The organism is Oleiagrimonas sp. C23AA (assembly GCF_011759385.1).
In the GTDB taxonomy this organism is placed as follows: Bacteria; Pseudomonadota; Gammaproteobacteria; order Xanthomonadales; family Rhodanobacteraceae; genus Oleiagrimonas.
In genome coordinates this window covers 190,135-208,094 of record NZ_JAARLY010000007.1, presented here as the reverse complement: position 1 = coordinate 208,094, position 17,960 = coordinate 190,135, and the positions used below count along the sequence as shown (strand labels likewise).

16 protein-coding genes and 5 tRNA genes are annotated in these 17,960 nt (G+C 63.8%); all 21 read right to left on the bottom strand.

What is annotated here, in order from left to right; genetic code table 11:
* Nucleotides 1-4: 4 nt before the first annotated feature.
* Nucleotides 5-4,162, bottom strand: coding sequence for a DNA-directed RNA polymerase subunit beta (gene rpoB, locus HBF24_RS13085; RefSeq protein ID WP_167173593.1), 4,158 nt, complete (start codon nt 4,160-4,162; stop codon nt 5-7).
* 270 nt (nt 4,163-4,432) lie between these two features.
* Nucleotides 4,433-4,813 carry a 50S ribosomal protein L7/L12 gene (gene rplL / locus HBF24_RS13080; protein ID WP_167173591.1) on the bottom strand — a complete coding sequence of 127 codons (381 nt, stop codon included), beginning with the start codon at nt 4,811-4,813 and terminating at the stop codon, nt 4,433-4,435.
* Nucleotides 4,814-4,875: 62 nt separating this feature from the next.
* Nucleotides 4,876-5,400 (bottom strand): 50S ribosomal protein L10, encoded by a 525-nt coding sequence (rplJ, locus tag HBF24_RS13075; protein WP_167173718.1) that lies wholly within the window; start codon nt 5,398-5,400, stop codon nt 4,876-4,878.
* 337 nt (nt 5,401-5,737) lie between these two features.
* Nucleotides 5,738-6,445 (bottom strand): 50S ribosomal protein L1, encoded by a 708-nt coding sequence (gene rplA, locus HBF24_RS13070; protein ID WP_167173589.1) that lies wholly within the window; start codon nt 6,443-6,445, stop codon nt 5,738-5,740.
* A 3-nt stretch (nt 6,446-6,448) separates the two neighbouring features.
* Nucleotides 6,449-6,877: a 50S ribosomal protein L11 gene (gene rplK / locus HBF24_RS13065; RefSeq protein WP_167173587.1), complete on the bottom strand. Its 429-nt coding sequence runs from the start codon at nt 6,875-6,877 to the stop codon at nt 6,449-6,451.
* A gap of 180 nt (nt 6,878-7,057) precedes the next feature.
* Nucleotides 7,058-7,618: a transcription termination/antitermination protein NusG gene (nusG, locus tag HBF24_RS13060; protein WP_167173586.1), complete on the bottom strand. Its 561-nt coding sequence runs from the start codon at nt 7,616-7,618 to the stop codon at nt 7,058-7,060.
* Nucleotides 7,619-7,626: 8 nt separating this feature from the next.
* The gene (gene secE / locus HBF24_RS13055) at nt 7,627-8,013 is read right to left on the bottom strand and encodes a preprotein translocase subunit SecE (RefSeq protein ID WP_167173584.1); all 387 of its coding nucleotides are present in this window, start codon (nt 8,011-8,013) and stop codon (nt 7,627-7,629) included.
* A gap of 13 nt (nt 8,014-8,026) precedes the next feature.
* Nucleotides 8,027-8,102: transfer RNA gene (locus tag HBF24_RS13050), tRNA-Trp, on the bottom strand.
* A 97-nt stretch (nt 8,103-8,199) separates the two neighbouring features.
* A complete protein-coding gene (tuf, locus tag HBF24_RS13045) occupies nt 8,200-9,390 on the bottom strand; it encodes an elongation factor Tu (protein WP_167173582.1) in 1,191 nt (396 codons plus the stop codon).
* A 59-nt stretch (nt 9,391-9,449) separates the two neighbouring features.
* Nucleotides 9,450-9,525, bottom strand: a tRNA-Thr gene (locus tag HBF24_RS13040).
* A gap of 32 nt (nt 9,526-9,557) precedes the next feature.
* Nucleotides 9,558-9,631, bottom strand: a tRNA-Gly gene (locus HBF24_RS13035).
* Nucleotides 9,632-9,646: 15 nt separating this feature from the next.
* Nucleotides 9,647-9,732 (bottom strand) — tRNA-Tyr (locus HBF24_RS13030).
* A 243-nt stretch (nt 9,733-9,975) separates the two neighbouring features.
* Nucleotides 9,976-10,476, bottom strand: a complete 501-nt coding sequence (locus HBF24_RS13025) for an acyl-CoA thioesterase (protein WP_167173580.1) — start codon at nt 10,474-10,476, stop codon at nt 9,976-9,978.
* Between the two features lie 366 nt (nt 10,477-10,842).
* Entirely contained in the window at nt 10,843-11,934 is a 1,092-nt protein-coding gene (gene ychF, locus HBF24_RS13020) for a redox-regulated ATPase YchF (RefSeq protein WP_167173578.1), read from the bottom strand.
* 60 nt (nt 11,935-11,994) lie between these two features.
* On the bottom strand, nt 11,995-12,615 hold the full coding sequence (gene pth / locus HBF24_RS13015) for an aminoacyl-tRNA hydrolase (RefSeq protein WP_167173576.1): 621 nt from the start codon (nt 12,613-12,615) through the stop codon (nt 11,995-11,997).
* A gap of 68 nt (nt 12,616-12,683) precedes the next feature.
* Entirely contained in the window at nt 12,684-13,319 is a 636-nt protein-coding gene (locus HBF24_RS13010; RefSeq protein WP_167173574.1) for a 50S ribosomal protein L25/general stress protein Ctc, read from the bottom strand.
* 128 nt (nt 13,320-13,447) lie between these two features.
* Entirely contained in the window at nt 13,448-14,416 is a 969-nt protein-coding gene (locus HBF24_RS13005; RefSeq protein ID WP_206064329.1) for a ribose-phosphate diphosphokinase, read from the bottom strand.
* 206 nt (nt 14,417-14,622) lie between these two features.
* Nucleotides 14,623-14,697 (bottom strand) — tRNA-Gln (locus HBF24_RS13000).
* A gap of 3 nt (nt 14,698-14,700) precedes the next feature.
* Complete coding sequence (gene ispE / locus HBF24_RS12995) at nt 14,701-15,552, bottom strand: 4-(cytidine 5'-diphospho)-2-C-methyl-D-erythritol kinase (RefSeq protein ID WP_167173572.1); 852 nt, start codon at nt 15,550-15,552, stop codon at nt 14,701-14,703.
* Entirely contained in the window at nt 15,552-16,181 is a 630-nt protein-coding gene (gene lolB, locus HBF24_RS12990; RefSeq protein WP_343162766.1) for a lipoprotein insertase outer membrane protein LolB, read from the bottom strand. Before lolB ends, ispE begins: the two co-directional genes overlap by 1 nt.
* Entirely contained in the window at nt 16,178-17,857 is a 1,680-nt protein-coding gene (locus tag HBF24_RS12985; protein ID WP_167173570.1) for a tetratricopeptide repeat protein, read from the bottom strand. The genes lolB and HBF24_RS12985 overlap by 4 nt, the downstream gene beginning before the upstream one ends.
* Between the last annotated feature and the right edge of the window lie 103 nt (nt 17,858-17,960).

Below are 17,960 nucleotides of genomic sequence, written 5' to 3'. Positions count from 1 at the left end.
TCGATTACTTGGTCTCATCCAGCTCGATGTCGATACCCAACGAGCGGATCTCCTTGACCAGCACGTTGAACGACTCGGGCATGCCGGCCACCATCTCGTGGTTGCCGTCGACGATGTTCTTGTACATCTGGTTGCGGCCCTGCACGTCGTCCGACTTCACCGTCAGCATTTCCTGCAGGGTGTAGGCGGCGCCATAGGCCTCCAGCGCCCAGACCTCCATCTCACCGAAGCGCTGACCACCGAACTGGGCCTTGCCGCCCAGCGGCTGCTGGGTGACCAGGGAGTACGGACCGGTCGAACGCGCGTGCATCTTGTCGTCGACCAGGTGGTTGAGCTTCAGCATGTGCATGTAGCCAACGGTGACCGGGCGATCGAACGCGTTGCCGGTACGGCCGTCGAACAGCGTGGTCTGACCCGATTCGGGCAGGTCGGCCAGCTTCAGCATGTGCTTGATCTCGGCTTCCTCGGCACCATCGAACACCGGGGTGGCCATCGGCACGCCCTTGGTCAGGTTCTTGGCCAGCTCCATGATCTCGGCGTCGCTGAACTCGTCCAGGTTGACCTTGTGCGTCGATTCCTTGTTGTGGTTGTAGACCTGATCAAGGAAGTCGCGCAGCTTGGCCACCGACTCCTGCGCCATCAGCATGTTCTCGATCTTGTGGCCCAGGCCCTTGGCGGCCCAGCCCAGATGCACCTCGAGAATCTGACCGATGTTCATACGCGAGGGCACGCCCAGCGGATTCAGGCAGATGTCGACCGGACGGCCATCGTCGGTGTACGGCATGTCCTCGACCGGAACGATCATCGAGACCACACCCTTGTTGCCGTGGCGGCCGGCCATCTTGTCACCCGGCTGGATGCGACGCTTCACGGCCATGAACACCTTGACCATCTTCAGCACGCCCGGGGCCAGATCATCACCCTGGGTCAGCTTGGCCTGCTTCTCCTTGAAGCGGTCTTCGAACTCGGCCTTGTGAGCCTTGACCTGCTCGGCGGCACGCTCCAGGAATTCGGCGGCGTCCTCGTCCTTGACGTTGATCTTGAACCAGTCGTCCTTCTTCAGGCCGTTCAGGTAGTCGTCGGTGATCTCGGCACCACGCTTCAGGCCGGACGGACCGCTGTTGACGGTCTTGCCGACCAGCTGCGTGCGCAGACGGGCGTAGATGGCGCCTTCCAGGATACGGAACTGATCGTCCAGATCCTTGCGGATGCGCTTGAGCTCCATCTCCTCGATCTGCTTGGCACGCTTGTCCTTCTCGACGCCGTCGCGGGTGAACACCTGCACGTCGATGACAGTGCCGTCCATGCCCGGCGGCACGCGCAGCGAGGAGTCCTTCACGTCGGAGGCCTTCTCACCGAAGATCGCGCGCAACAGCTTCTCTTCCGGCGTCAGCTGGCTTTCGCCCTTGGGCGTGACCTTGCCGACCAGGATGTCACCGGCCTTCACCTCGGCGCCGATGTAGACGATGCCCGACTCGTCCAGACGGGCCAGCGCCTGCTCACCCACGTTCGGGATGTCGGCACTGATCTCCTCGGGACCGAGCTTGGTGTCACGGGCGATGCAGTTGAGCTCCTCGATATGGATCGAGGTGTAGCGGTCTTCCTGCACCACGCGCTCGGAGATGAGGATGGAATCCTCGAAGTTGTAGCCGTTCCACGGCATGAACGCGACCAGCATGTTCTGGCCCAGCGCCAGCTCGCCCATGTCGGTGGAACTGCCGTCGGCGAGCGTATCGCCCTTGGCGACCACGTCACCCACGTTCACCAGCGGACGCTGGTTCAGGTTGGTGTTCTGGTTGGAACGGGTGTACTTGACCAGCGTGTAGATATCCACGCCGGCGTCGTTGGCACCGATCTCTTCCTCGTGCACACGCACCACGATACGCGCGGCATCGACCTGGTCGATGACGCCGCCGCGGCGGGCCGACACGATCACGCCCGAGTCACGCGCCACGGCGCGCTCGATGCCGGTACCGACGACAGGCTTCTCCGAACGCAGCGTCGGCACGGCCTGGCGCTGCATGTTGGCGCCCATCAGTGCACGGTTGGCGTCATCGTGCTCCAGGAACGGCACCAGCGCCGCAGCCACCGACACGGTCTGCATCGGCGAGACGTCCATGTAGCCCACTTCCGCGGCCGGACGCAGTTCCGATTCGCCACGGAAACGGCAGGACACGAAGTCCTCGACAAAGCTGCCGTCGCCATTGAGCGGCGAGTTGGCCTGCGCGATGACGTAGTCGCCTTCCTCGATCGCCGACAGGTAGTCCACCTGGTTGGTGACCTTGCCGTCCACGACCTTGCGGTACGGGGTTTCCAGGAAGCCGAACGCATTGGTGCGCGAGTACACGGCCAGCGAGTTGATCAGGCCGATGTTCGGGCCTTCCGGCGTCTCGATGGTGCAGACGCGGCCGTAATGGGTCGGATGCACGTCGCGCACTTCGAAGCCGGCGCGCTCACGCGTCAGACCGCCCGGGCCAAGTGCCGACACGCGGCGCTTGTGGGTCACTTCCGACAGCGGGTTGTTCTGATCCATGAACTGCGACAGCTGCGAGGAGCCGAAGAACTCCTTCACGGCCGCAGCCACCGGCTTGGCGTTGATCAGTTCCTGCGGGGTCAGACCCTCGGACTCGGCCAGCGACAGACGCTCGCGCACAGCGCGCTCGACACGCACCAGACCGATGCGGAACACGTTCTCGGCCATTTCGCCGACCGAACGCACGCGACGGTTCCCCAGGTGATCGATGTCATCGACCTGGCCCTTGCCGTCACGGATCTCGATCAGCACCTTCAGCACGTCGAGGATGTCCGAGGTTTCGCCCAGCTCCTTGACCAGCTTCTGTGCCTCTTCGCCCTTCTGGTCGCCGAAGTACTTGTGGTCGTACAGCACGCCCGGACCGGTTTCCTTCTCGCGGCCCACGCGGCGGTTGAACTTCATGCGACCGACCGAGGACAGGTCGTAGCGTTCGAAGGTGAAGAACAGGTTGAAGAACAGGTTCTGCGCCGCTTCCTTGGTCGGCGGCTCACCCGGACGCATCATGCGATAGATCTCGACCAGCGCCTCCAGCTGGGTCTTGGTCGAATCGATGCGCAGGGTGTTGGAGATGTACGGACCACGATCCAGGTCGTTCACGTACAGGGTCGGCAACGTGTTGATGCCGGCCTTGCGGAACTGCTCCAGATGCTCGGCGGTGATCTCCTCGTTGCAGCCGGCGATCAGCTCGCCGGTTTCGGCGTCCACCACGTCCTTGGCCAGGATGCGACCTTCGATGTACTCATCGGGCACTTCCAGCTCGCTGACGTCGGACTTGCCCAGCTGTCGCACGTGGCGCGCAGTGATGCGCTTGCCGGCCTCGACCAGCACCTTGCCGTCGGCCACCAGGTCGAAGTTCAGCGTTTCGCCACGCAGACGCTCGGCGACCATCTCCAGAGTGGCGCCGTCCTTCTGGTTCAGATGGAACACGTTGTGCTCGAAGAAGATCTCCAGGATCTCTTCGTCGTTGTAGCCCAGCGCACGCAGCAGCACCGTCACCGGCAACTTGCGGCGACGGTCGATACGGGTGAACAGCGCGTCCTTCGGATCGAACTCGAAGTCCAGCCAGGAGCCACGGTAAGGAATCACGCGGGCCGAGAACAGCAGCTTGCCCGAGCTGTGCGTCTTGCCGCGGTCGTGATCAAAGAACACGCCCGGCGAACGGTGCAGCTGCGAGACGATGACGCGCTCGGTACCGTTGATGATGAAAGTGCCGGTTTCGGTCATGAGCGGCATTTCGCCCATGTACACTTCCTGCTCCTTCACATACTTGACGGCCTTCTTCGAGGCCGGGCTGTCCTTGTCATAGATGACCAGACGCACGGTCACGCGCAGCGGCGCACCGAAGGTCATGCCGCGGTTGCGGCACTCGCGCTCGTCGAACGGCGGCTCGCCCAGGCGATAGTCCACGTACTCCAGCGCGGCGTTGCCCGAATAGCTGGAGATCGGGAACACCGACTTGAGCGCGGCATGCAGGCCCCTCTCGTCACGCTGCTTGGGCGCGACGTGCTCCTGCAGGAAGTTCCGATACGAATCGGTCTGGATCGTCAGCAGGTTGGGCACGTCCAGCACCGGCGGACGCTTGCCGAAATCCTTGCGGATGCGCTTCTTCTCGGTAAACGAGTAGGTCATGGTGGATACCGCCTCGGTTTGCAGTGATGCCGGCACGCACTCGCCGGCGAATTTTGAAATTTGCTTGTCTGACCCGACCGCCCTGCCCCGATGAAGGCGCGTGGCGGACGCTGCGTTGAAGGGGTCAAACCTCAAGCGTCATGGCAAGCATGGCACCTCACGTTTGACACCCTTACCCCACGAAGGGGTTGTGCAACAGGCAAAGCCCGGGGGCTTGCGCCCCCAGGCTTGCTTGACACTCTATCGAGCTGTTGGCGCGCGGGGCGCCAATTACTTCAGCTCGACCTTGGCGCCGGCTTCTTCCAGTTCCTTCTTGAACTTGTCGGCGTCTTCCTTGCTCACGCCTTCCTTCAGGACCTGCGGGGCGCCTTCGACCATGTCCTTGGCTTCCTTCAGGCCCAGGCCGGTGATGGCACGGACAGCCTTAATGGTGGAAACCTTGTTGGAGCCGGCGGCAGCCAGCACCACGTCGAACTCGGTCTTCTCTTCGGCAGCGGCGGCATCACCACCGGCAGCCGGACCTGCGGCCACGGCCACCGGAGCGGCGGCGGACACGCCGAACTTCTCTTCGAAGGCCTTGACCAGTTCCATCACTTCGACGAGCGACTTTTCGGCGATCGCGTCGAGGATCTGTTCGTTGCTGAGGGACATTTGATAACTCCTGGAAAAACGACTTTAACGGTTTAAATCGGTATGCCGATAGACGAAACGACTCAGGCCGCCTTCTGCTCGCCCACCTGACGAAGCACGCGCGCCGTGGAGGCGGCGGGCTCGGCCAGAACGCGGGCCAGCTGGGTGGCCGGCTGGGCCAGCAGGCTGGCAAACATCGCCAGTGCCTGTTCGCGGGTAGGCAGCGAGGCCAGCACTTCAACGTGCGTGCCCGGATACACCTGCCCGCCGATGGCCACGAGCTTGGCCTTCAGCTTGTCGTTGGCCTTGGCGAAATCCTTCACCAGTCGACCGGCGGCACCCGGATCTTCGACCGAAAAGGCAAACAGCAGCGGACCGACCAACTGGTCGGACGTACCTTCATAATCGGTACCTTCCACTGCACGGCGGACCAGCGTGTTCTTCGCAACGCGAAGGAACACACCGGCCTCGCGAGCCTTCTTGCGCAGCTCGGTGAGCTGCTCAACGGTCAGACCCCGGTACTCGGCGGCGACCAGCGAATGCGCCGTGGCGGCCACGTTCGCCAGTTCGGCAACGACCTCTTTCTTCTGCTCGAGATTGAGCGCCATTGCATTCTCCGAACCGGATGGACGCATCATCGTGATGCACCCTTCCATAGCGTTACAGGCTCCAGCTTCCTTGCGGAACCGATCTGGACACATCCGCAAATACGGATAGTCCCGTTGGTGGCCGTTCCAGGAAAAACCTGTTCGGGCGGCACCATCTGCGCAGGCCACACTGGGCAATTAAGATGGTTGATGGAGACCGCCGGGGCTAATGCCTTCGGCATGTCTTGGGACCACGCTCCATCGCCTGCGGTCTTTGACGGCTCATCCAGCTGCATTCACAACCGGACTCGCCCCCAAAAACTTGCCTGCACCGCCAAGGCGGCGCAGGACTTGATACTTACTTGCCGCTGGCGGACACGGTGGACAGGTCCACCGGCACGCCCAGGCCCATGGTGCTGGACACGGCAATCTTCTGCAGGTACTGACCCTTGGCCGTGGCCGGCTTGGCCTTCAGCAGGTCAGCGACCAGCGCATTGAGGTTGTCGGCCAGCTTGTCGGCCTCGAAGTCCACCTTGCCGATGCTGGCGTGGATGATGCCCGCCTTGTCGTTGCGGAACTTCACCTGACCGGCCTTGGCGTTCTTCACCGCGGTCTCGACGTCGGCGGTAACCGAGCCGTCCTTCGGGTTCGGCATCAGGCCACGCGGACCCAGCAGCTGACCCAGGCGGCCGACCACGCGCATGGCGTCCGGCGTGGCGATGACGCGACCGTAGCTCAGGTCGCCGCCCTGCATCTGCTCGGCAAGATCTTCCATGCCGACGGCATCGGCGCCAGCGGCCTTGGCGGCCTCGGCCTTCTCACCGGCCGGGCAGAACACGGCGACCTTGACGGTCTTGCCGGTGCCGTGCGGCAGCAGCGAGGAACCACGCACGCCCTGATCGGACTTGCGCGCATCGATGCCCAGACGCACAGCGACGTCCACGGACTCGACGAACTTCGCCTTGGCGTTGTCCTTGATGATCTTCAGCGCTTCTTCCAGCGCATAGGTCTTGCCCGGCTGAACCAGGTCCTGCATTGCCTTGAAACGCTTCGTGAGCTTAGCCATGTCTTAGTCCTCCACCACCAGGCCCATGGCACGCGCGCTACCAGCAATGGTGCGCACGGCCGCGTCAAGGTCAGCCGCCGTCAGGTCGGGTTCCTTGGTCTTGGCCACTTCTTCCAGCTGGGCACGGGTCACCTTGCCCACCTTGTCGGTATTCGGCTTGGCCGAACCCTTGGCAACGCCCGTGACCTTCTTCAGCAGAATGCTGGCCGGCGGGGTCTTGGTGATGAAGGTAAAGCTGCGATCGGAGTAGGCGGTGATGACCACCGGAATCGGCAGACCCGGCTCCATCTTCTGCGTGGCGGCATTGAACGCCTTGCAGAACTCCATGATATTCAGGCCACGCTGACCCAGCGCCGGACCGACCGGCGGCGACGGGTTGGCCTGACCGGCCTTGACCTGCAGCTTGATATAACCGACGACTTTCTTAGCCATATGTCATTTCCTCGCGAGTGCGATCGCCATGGCGGCTCCTCGCATGTCTCCATCCCTGGGCTTGTGGCAGCCTTCCATCCGGGAAAGCTCGAAACGCGGACACGCCGGGTCAACAAAGACTCCGGCGTGAACCGTGCAGTATAGATACAGCGCCTGGTTTTGGCAATGCCCGAAATCGGGTCAGGACTTCTCGACCTGGCCGAACTCCAGCTCCACCGGAGTGGAACGACCGAAGATCAGCACCGCCACACGCAGGCGACTCTTCTCGTAATTGACTTCCTCGACCACACCATTGAAGTCGTTGAACGGGCCGTCGATGACGCGAACCATCTCGCCGGGCTCGAACAAGACCTTCGGACGCGGCTTTTCGACACCTTCGCGCACGCGGCTGAGAATGGTCTCGGCCTCGCTGTCCTTGATCGGCATGGGGCGATCGGCGGTACCGCCGATGAAGCCCATCACCTTCGGCGTTTCCTTGACCAGATGCCAGCATTCGTCATCGATGCGCGGCGCCTTGCCGTCGGTATCGGTTTCGATCTGCACCAGCACGTAGCCGGGGAAGAACTTGCGCTCGCTGCGACGCTTCTGGCCGCCGCGCATCTCGATCACTTCCTCGGTGGGCACCAGCACCTCACCGAACTTGTCTTGCATTTCGGTGCGGCGGATGCGCTCTTCCAGGGAACGCTTGACCTGATGCTCGAAGCCCGAATAGGCGTGAACAACGTACCAGCGAGTGCTCATGCCTTACCTCACTTGCCCAGATGGAGTAGCCACTGCAGGACTACGGTCTTGAGAATCCAGTCGATGGCGCCCAGCAGCGCAGACAGGATGATCACCACCACAATGATGATCGCCGTGGTCTTGATGGTCTCATCGCGCGTGGGCCATACCACCTTGCGCAGCTCGAACTGCGACTCGGCGATGAAATGGCGCACGTTGCGACCCGTAGCCGTGAACGCAGCCACGGCGAAGGCGGCAACGATCGCAGCCACCAGACCGAGTACGCGTGCCACCTGCGGCGCATTGGCGAACCAGTAGAAACCAAAAAGGCCGGCCACCAGCAGAAGAACTGCCAGGACCAGCTTTGCGACGTCGGCAGCGCTGTTGCCGCCTGCTTGTTCTGCCTTTGAGTTCATCTGCTCTTCTAAGTGGCACGCCAGGAGGGACTCGAACCCCCAACCTGCGGTTTTGGAGACCGCTGCTCTGCCAATTGAGCTACTGGCGTACGTTTTGCACCTTCAGACGCGAGAACGAGCGGATGGTTCCGCTCGTCTCGACTTGCGCGATTCAGTCTCAGCGATTGAAGCGCGCCCCTTGTTGTCTTACTCGAAGATCTTGGCGACCACGCCGGCGCCGACGGTACGGCCACCTTCGCGGATCGCGAAGCGCAGGCCATCGTCCATGGCGATCGGGTGGATCAGCGTGACGACCATCTTAATGTTGTCGCCCGGCATCACCATCTCGACGCCTTCCGGCAGCTCGACCGCACCGGTCACGTCGGTGGTGCGGAAGTAGAACTGCGGACGGTAGCCCTTGAAGAACGGCGTGTGACGACCACCCTCGTCCTTCGACAGCACGTACACCTCGGCCTCGAACTTGGTGTGCGGGGTGATCGAACCGGGCTTGGCCAGCACCTGGCCGCGCTCGACGTCGTCACGCTTGGTACCGCGCAGCAGCAGACCGACGTTGTCACCGGCCTGACCCTGATCCAGCAGCTTGCGGAACATTTCCACGCCGGTCACGGTGGTCTTGGTGGTCGGACGGATGCCGACGATTTCGACTTCCTCACCCACCTTGATGATGCCGCGCTCGACACGACCGGTCACCACGGTGCCGCGGCCGGAGATCGAGAACACGTCTTCGACCGGCATCAGGAACGCCTTGTCGATGTCACGCTCCGGCTCCGGAATGTAGCTGTCCAGCGCCTCGACCAGCTTGATGATCGACGGCACGCCGATATCGCTGGTGTCGCCTTCCAGCGCCTTCAGCGCCGAACCGGTGATGATCGGGGTATCGTCGCCCGGGAAGTCGTAGTTGGACAGCAGCTCGCGCACTTCCATCTCGACCAGCTCGAGCAGCTCGGCATCGTCGACCATGTCGGCCTTGTTCAGGTACACGACGATGTACGGCACGCCGACCTGACGCGACAGCAGGATGTGCTCGCGGGTCTGCGGCATCGGGCCGTCAGCGGCCGAGCACACCAAGATCGCGCCATCCATCTGGGCGGCACCGGTGATCATGTTCTTGACGTAGTCAGCATGGCCCGGGCAGTCGACGTGGGCGTAGTGACGGGTATCGGACTCATACTCGACGTGTGCGGTCGAGATGGTGATACCACGCGCCTTTTCTTCCGGCGCACCGTCGATCTGATCATAAGCCTTGACGTCACCGCCGAACTTCTCGGCGCCAACCTTCGTCAGCGCGGCCGTCAGCGTGGTCTTGCCGTGATCGACGTGACCAATGGTGCCGACGTTCACGTGCGGCTTTTTACGCTCGAACTTTTCCTTGGACATGCTTACCAAACCCCGGTGGATTCAGATAGATGAGATAAGGCGATGCGCCCGCAATGAAATGGTGCTCATGACTGGAATCGAACCAGCGACCTCTTCCTTACCAAGGAAGTGCTCTACCGACTGAGCTACATGAGCACGGCCCGCATTTTCAAGGACCAGGAGTACAATGGAGCGGGAGACGGGAATCGAACCCGCACCATCAGCTTGGAAGGCTGAGGTTCTACCATTGAACTACTCCCGCCCTGCGGGGACCAACTGGTGGAGGGAGGTGGATTCGAACCACCGAAGGCGTAAGCCAGCAGATTTACAGTCTGCCCCCGTTGGCCGCTTGGGTATCCCTCCAACAAAGGAGAGCTATTGTCTCGGGCAAACGCTGGACTGTCAACACCTGAACGCACTCAAGGCGTGGCGGAAAAACAGTCTGGCATTCACGAACCGGTAGCCACCCGATCCCCACCGGGCAAACCCGATGTCCGTGAAGGGCGCGCATTGTTACCCAATCGCCGGCGCTTGCCAACACCTTTGTTCGCACTTTTTCGCAAGTGACTGAGACCAAGCGCAATTTAGTTTCGACAACGCCCGTGATTACCGCTTCGGCTCACGCAATGGCGGTCGCACATCAGCGACCTGCTGCTCCATTTCCTTGGACAGCGCCAGCAGGCGACGCGCGTATTCCTGCAGCTTGATCTCGTTCTCGTCACGCGGCACCCAGGCCTCGACCGGCGTTGGTTTGCCATCGGGCGCGTCCAGCGCCACGAACACAATCACGCAACTGGTCGCCAGGCGCGGATTGCCGCCCTTGAGGTCGGCGGCCAGCACGTCCACCGAAAAGTGCATGGATGACGATCCGGTATGGATCAGCTTGGCCTTCACCGTGACCAGGTCGCCAATCAGAATCGGTTGGACAAACTGGATGCCGCCCACCGCCACGGTGACGCAGTAGGCGCCGCTCCAGCCGACCGCCGCGGCATATCCGGCCTGATCGATCCATTTCATGACCATGCCGCCGTGCACCTTGCCGCCAAAGTTGACGTCGGTGGGCTGAGCCAGGAAACGGAAGGTGACTTCGCTTTGCTGTCCGGACATGGGGCCTGTCGTTCCTGCGTGTGATGGGGCCGGCCATTATGCGCGCCGCACGCAAGACGCGCACAGGCTCGTGATCGGAGCCTTGCACCCGGCGCGCTCAAAGCAGCGAGGCCATCGAGCGGCGTGAAACCTTGAGCGAATCGGTCACCGGACGATTTTTCCGCGCTCGTGGGGGACACTCGCCTTGCGCGACCACCGCCCGACCAGGCGCTCGGCGCGCAAGGCCGACATCGAGCCGATCAACACACCAAGCCAGGTTTCGTCAGCGCGGACACGCCCCCTTTCCACGTGGCCAGATACGAAAAGGCCGGCACAAGGCCGGCCTTCGTTGACCACGCAAGATCCGGCCTGGCCGGATACGCGCGATCAGACGTTGAAGCGAAAATGCAGGATATCGCCTTCCTTGACGATGTAATCCTTGCCCTCCAGGCGCAGGCGCCCGGCCTCCTTGGCACCGGCCTCGCCCTTGTACTGGATGAAGTCGTCGAAACCGACCGTTTCGGCGCGAATGAAGCCCTTCTCGAAATCGGTATGGATGACGCCGGCAGCCTGCGGCGCGGTGGCGCCCTTCTTCACCGTCCAGGCGCGCACTTCCTTCTCGCCGGCGGTGAAATAGGTCTGCAGACCCAGCAGCTGGTAGCCGGCGCGGATCACACGGTCCAGCCCCGGCTCTTCCAGACCCAGGTCGGCCAGGAATTCGTCACGATCGGCGTCATCGAGCTGCGAGAGCTCTTCCTCGATGGCCGCACACACCGGTACCACCTGGGCACCCTCGCCCTCGGCGCGCTGGCGCACAGCATCCAGGTGCGGATTGTTCTCAAAGCCATCCTCGCGCACGTTGGCGATGTACATCAGCGGCTTCATGGTCAGCAGGAACAGGTCACGCACCAGGGCGCGCTCGTCGTCGTCCAGCTCCACCGAACGCGCCGGACGGCCTTCGCCCAGTGCCTCGGACAGCTTCTGCAGCACCGGGCGGCGTGCCAGCGCATCCTTGTCGTTGGCCTTGGCGGCGCGCTCGGCACGGTTCAGCGCCTTGTCCACCGACTCCAGATCGGCCAGCGCCAGCTCGGTGTCGATGGTTTCGATATCGGCAATCGGGTCGACCTTGCCGGCCACGTGCACGATGTCGCCATCCTCGAAGCAGCGCACCACGTGCGTTACCGCATCAACTTCGCGAATGTGCGCCAGGAACTTGTTGCCCAGCCCCTCACCCTTGGAGGCGCCGGCCACCAGCCCGGCGATGTCGACGAACTCGATGGAGGTGGGGATGGTCTTCTGCGGCTTGACGATCTCGGCCAGCTGCTTGAGGCGCAGGTCCGGCACCGGCACCACGCCCACGTTCGGATCAATGGTGCAGAACGGGAAGTTGGCCGAAGCGATACCGGCCTTGGTCAGCGCATTGAACAGTGTCGACTTGCCGACGTTGGGCAGACCGACGATGCCGCATTTGATACCCATGATTGGAACATCCGGAACGGTAAAGGAAAAAAGGTAACACCGACGCGCGGGCGCGCCGCGTCAGGCCTGCGGCGCTTTCTTGTGGCCGTTGGGCGCCATCGCGCCGGGCGCGGTGTGCAACTGGCGCATGGCCTTGTCGAATTGCCCCTGGATCAAATCGGGCAGCACTCGCTCGGCGGCAACCACCGCATCGATGATGGCATCTTCGTCCTTGGCCGAGGGCTTGCCCAGCACCCAGGGCGTCACGCCATCGCGGTGACCGGGATGACCGATGCCGATGCGCAGCCGGTGAAAGCGCCCATGACCCAGGTGCGTCTTGATGTCGCGCAGCCCGTTCTGGCCGCCATGGCCGCCATCGAACTTCAACCGCGCGGTGCCAGGATCAAGGTCCAGGTCGTCATGCACGACCAGGCACTCATCCGGCTCGATCTTGTAATAGCGCAGCGCCGAAACCACGGCGATGCCGCTCTTGTTCATGAACGTGGTGGGCTTGAGCAGCCACACCGACTGGCCGGCCAGATCGACCTTGCAGGCCTCGCCGTGCAACTTGCCGTCGTGGCGAAACACGGCCCCCTGACTCTGCGCCAGGACGTCCACAAACCAGAACCCGGCGTTATGCCGGGTCTTGAGGTATTCGGCGCCGGGGTTGCCCAGGCCGACAATCAGCTTGATACCTGCCATGCGTTACCTGTCATCGGGTGAACGCACACGCCCCGCCGGCAAGGATGCCGACGGGGCGCGCGGAGCGATTACTCTTCCGAGGCGGCCTCGTCGCCCTCGGCCTGGTCGTCGCTGCTGACAGCGCCACGCATGGTCTGGGCGGTCACCACCGGCAGGTCGTGCTCGGGACCGTGCTTGAGCTGCTCGATCTCGACACCGGCCGGCATCTTCAGGTCAGACAGATGCACGATGTGACCCTCGTCCATATCGGACAGGTCCACTTCGATGTACTCGGGCAGATCCTTGGCCAGGCACACCACCTCGATCTCGGTGATGTTGTGCGAGACCACGATACCAGTGGCCTTGCCGGCCGGCGACTTGTCCTGGTTCAGGAAGTGCAGCGGCACGTTCGTGTGGATCTTGGCGTTCTCGTCGATGCGCATGAAGTCCATGTGCATCATCTGCTGCTTGTACGGATGCTTCTGCCAATCGCGCAGCAGCACCTTCTGGCTTTCACCCTCGATCTTCAGATCCAGCACCGAGGAGAAGAACCACTCGTGCTTGGCCAGCGCCAGCACGATGCGGTGCTCGATCTGGATGCTTTCGGGGGCCTTGTTGTTGCCGTAGACGATGGCCGGAACCATGCCCGAATGACGCAGGCGGCGGCTCGCACCCTTGCCCTGGTCTTCGCGGCGCTCGGCCACTACTTCGTGAACTTGAGTCATGACTATATTGCCTTTTCAAAGTGAAGGACCGCCGCGAACGGCGGTGCCAAAAACCCTCCCGCGACCAGGAGGGTCTTGCATCCGGGGCGGCGACGCGTACGCCGTCACCCCAAAACCGATGATCCGGATCAGTCGACGTAAAGCGAACTGACCGACTCGCCATACGCCATGCGGCGGATGGTTTCGGCCAGCAGCTCGGCCACCGTCAACTGACGGATCTTGCTGCAATGGGCCGCCCGCTCGGACAGTGGCAGCGTATCGGTCACCACCAGCTCGTCCAGCTGCGAACCCTCGATGTTGTCCAGCGCGGCCCCGGAGAGTACCGGATGCACGCAGTAGGCCACCACCTTGCGCGCGCCCTTGGCCTTCAGCGCCGCGGCCGCCGCGCAAAGCGTGCCGGCGGTATCGACAATGTCGTCGACCAGCACGCAGGTTTTATCCTCGACCTCGCCGATGATGTTCATCACCGTGGCCACGTTGGCACGCGGCCGGCGCTTGTCGATGATGGCCAGATCGGCATCGTCCAGGCGCTTGGCGATGGCGCGCGCGCGCACCACACCGCCCACGTCCGGACTGACCACGATCAGGTCATCCATGCTGTAGCTGCGCCAGATGTCGGCCAACAGCACCGGCGAGGCGTAGACATTGTCGACCGGAATGTCGAAAAAGCCCTGAATCTGGTCGGCATGCAGGTCCACCGTCAGCACGCGATCCACACCGGCGGTGCCGATCATGCGCGCGGCCAGCTTGGCGGTGATCGGCACGCGCGACGAACGCGGGCGACGATCCTGGCGCGCGTAGCCGAAGTACGGCATCACCGCCGTTACCGTGGCCGCCGAAGCGCGCTTGAGCGCATCGGCCAGCACCAGCAGCTCCATGAAGTTTTCCGCCGAAGGCGCGCCCGTGGGCTGCAGGATGAACACCTCCTGCCGGCGCACATTCTCCTCGATCTCGACCTGCACCTCGCCGTCACTGAAACGCCCCACCAACGCCTTGCCGGGCGGCACGCCCAGGCGGTGCGAGACATCCTCAGCCAGTTTGCGGTGCGCATTGCCGGTGAACAGCATCAAGCCTGCCGTATCCACGGAATTCCTCATTTTGTTTTCGAGCATCGGGTGAATGTCGCGGACCGCACATACGCAAAACGCCGCAAGCATCAAGCTGCGACGTTCATGCGCCATGCCGGCTCCGGGCCAAGCGCTTAACCACGCCGACCAGTAGCGGAGTTACCCGCCCTGCGCCGGGCCTTTCCTGATGGCCCGTCGGCGCGCGCTGCATTCCGGCTTGCAACGGCACATCCAAATGGCTGGGGCGGCAGGATTCGAACCTGCGAATGCCGGGATCAAAACCCGGTGCCTTACCGCTTGGCGACGCCCCAGCATCAAACCTTTTCGGCCGCCGCGAGCAGCGCCGATGCATTCACACCGCGCGCCACGTAGGCCGAGAACTGCTCGGGACAACGCGCCGCCGCAGCCTGGGCTTCGGCACGCGTTGTCAGCTCCACGAACACACAGGCGCCACTGCCCGAAAGCCGTGCCGTGCCGAAACACCCGAGCCAGTCCAGTGCTGCGGACACCACCGGAAAGCGGGCGCGCACCACCGGCTCGAAGGCGTTTTCGGCCATATGTCCGGAGAGGAAGTCAGAGATTGTCGCCTCAGGCGCATTTCGTGTCAATTCAGGCGCTTGGAAAAGCGGCGCTGTAGGCACTGCAACCCTAGGATCAACAATGACATACCAGCATTCGGGCAGCTCCAGCGGCGACAGGATTTCCCCCACGCCCTCGGCCCAGGCGGTGTGCCCGCGCACGAAAACCGGCACGTCGGCACCCAGCGTCACCCCCAGCTCGGCCAGCGCATCGGCTGAAAGACCCGTGCGCCACAGGCGGTTCAAACCGACCAGCACACTGGCGGCGTTGGAACTGCCGCCGCCCAGACCACCGCCCATGGGAATGCGCTTGTCCACGGCGATGTCGGCGCCAAGCGGGCAAGCGCTGTGCGCTTGCAACAGACGCGCGGCGCGCACGGTGAGGTCGTCCTCGACGGCCACGCCCTCGGCACCGGCCACGCGCTCGATACGAGCGTCATCGCGCGGACGCAGATGCACCTGGTCGCCCCAGTCGAGCAGGCGGAATACGGTCTGCAGGCGGTGATAGCCATCTTCGCGCCGGCCGATGATACGCAGGCACAGGTTCAGCTTGGCCGGCGCCGGCCAGGCCGTCCAGGAATGGGTCATCAATGAAACGTCCAGCTCTCGATGGAAAGGCGCACCTTGTACGGCGGCCGCGCCGCGAACACTTTCTTCGGCAGCGCCGGCTGACGATCGGTGAACCAGGCCGGATATTGTACCGTCCAGCCGCCCTGCACGATCTGCGAAGGCAAGCCATTGATGCCGAACGCCAACTTGGCCGGGCGCACCTGGCGGGCGCGCAGGCCCAGCACCCAGGCACGCAGTTGGGCCATCGGCACCTGCCAGCCCAGGGCGCGTGCCATCAGCTGTTGCGCATTGCGCCCATAGCGCGGCCCGCCATCGAGTCCGTCCAGCTCGGCGCCTTGCGGCCCGCCATGCAGACGGAAGCTGCGGCCGGTCACCGGCGCGCGCAGGGTGAAATCGTAGCGCTCGCCGTTCTGCGTCCAGGTCAGGCTGCCGCTACCGCCATGATGGCCATCGGATACGCCCAGGCGCCCCTCGATGGTCCAGTGATCACGCCCGGCCAGCGCCGCCACGCGAGCGCGCTGCGTGGCGCGGGTGTCGGCATTGCCGGCCAGCTTCTTCACCGGCACCGGCACCGGCGCACAGGCGGCCAGCACCAGGCAGGCGATGGCGGCGGTGACGCCCGTCGCACGCGTGACGGCCGTCCTCACGGTGTCATGGTCCGCTGCGCGGCCAGCAACGAAGCATTGTGGGGATCCAGCGCAGTCGCTTGCTTGAGCACCCGCCGGGCCTCGGTTTTTTTGCCGCGCGCCCACAACACCCGTGCCAGATGCGCGCCGACTTCGGCATCGCGTCGCGCGCTCCAGGCGCCGCGAAGTGCCTGCTCGGCCTTGTCCAGGTGACCCAGGCGGTACTGCAGCCAGCCCCAGGAATCGGCGATGGCCGGATCGTGCGGACGCGCCTGGCGCGCGCGATCGAGCAGGCGGGTCGCCTCGGCCAGATGCGTGTTGCTGTCGGCCAGCGTGTAGCCCAGCGCGTTGGCCGCATCGATGTCGTCGGGCTTGAGCTTGAGCACCTGGCGCAGATCCGCCACGGACCTGTCCATCTGCCCCAGCTCGGCGTAGGCCACGCCTCGCCCGTAGAGCACGCCGGTTTCTTTCGGCTTGGCACGCAGTGCCACGCTGTAGGCGGCGATGGCGCGCTTGTAGTCGTGCTCGCTCATGTACAGCTCGGCATCCAGCTGCGCGGCCTTGCTAACGTCGTCCGGTGAATCGGCGTAGTCGGCCTGCATGCGCTCGGCCAGGGCGTGCGCCTGGGCGTGCTCGCCCTGGCCGTACATCAACACTGCGCGCCGCAGATCGGCATCGAACGCATGCGGATCGTCGTCACCGACCTGCGCATACCAGTCCACGGCCTGGCGCGGCTTTTTCAGCAGCTCGGCCAGCTGGCCCATCAGGTAGTAGCTGGAGGCACGCACATCACCATCGGACTTGACCAGCTGTGCGTAGATGGCGCGCAAGCGCGGCAAGTCCTTGGCGTGAGCGGCGTAGGCGGTGCGAGCGGCGTAGGTCTCGGTCGTCTGCGGGCCGTTGGCCAACACAGCTTCGGCGCGCTTCATGCGCTTGTCGCGAGCGAGCATGGCGGCATAGGCCAGGCGCACATGGGCATCCTTGGGCGAGCGCTTGTAGGCCTGCTCGAAGAGCGCGCGCGCCGCCTTGATGTCGCCGGCGCGCAGCTTCAGCTGCGCTTGCCAGGCATAAGTGGCACCGGTGTGGAAGCGTTTGACCGCCGCCTCGGCCACCTCATCGGCGTAATCGTTGCGCCCGAAGCGCACGCCCATCTCGCTCATCGCCAGCCACGCGTCGACATCATCGGGAAGGCGCGCAGGCGTGGCTACCGTGGTCAGCAATTGCGCGGCCTGAGCGTTGTCACGTACATGCAGCAGCACCCGGCCGAAGCGACGCCAGGCGTCATCGTCGCCGCTGGCGGTCATCGCCAGCAATGCCTTTTCAGCCTGCTGCGTATTACCGGTGGAAAGCGCCAGTTGCGCGCGCGCCTGCTCCAGATCCTCCGGTGAGGCGCCCAGTGCCTTCCATCGCGCCAGGGACCGCTGCGCGGCGGCGGGATGATGGGTGGCAATGGCCAGGCCCACGGCACGCTCGGCCACCTTGGGGTCGGTCGACACCTGAGCCGCCTTGTCGTAGGCGTCGGCAGCGGTGGCCAGATCACCCTTGCCCAGCGCGAACTCGCCGCGCAGCAACTGCTCGACACTGTCGCGCTCGGGCGGCGGCGTGGCCACACTCATGCGCGCCAGTGGCTGCTCGGGCACGGATTTGGCCGGAGCATGCGCCGGCGGCGTCAGCGTGGCGCAACCGGCCACGACCATGGTCGCAGCCAGGGCTGCAAAATGCCGCACTTGCTTGAACTTAGCGTGCCCGGTCCGCACAATTCGTCTCCGTATTCTTCAAGATTGCCAGCGCACAGCCGCG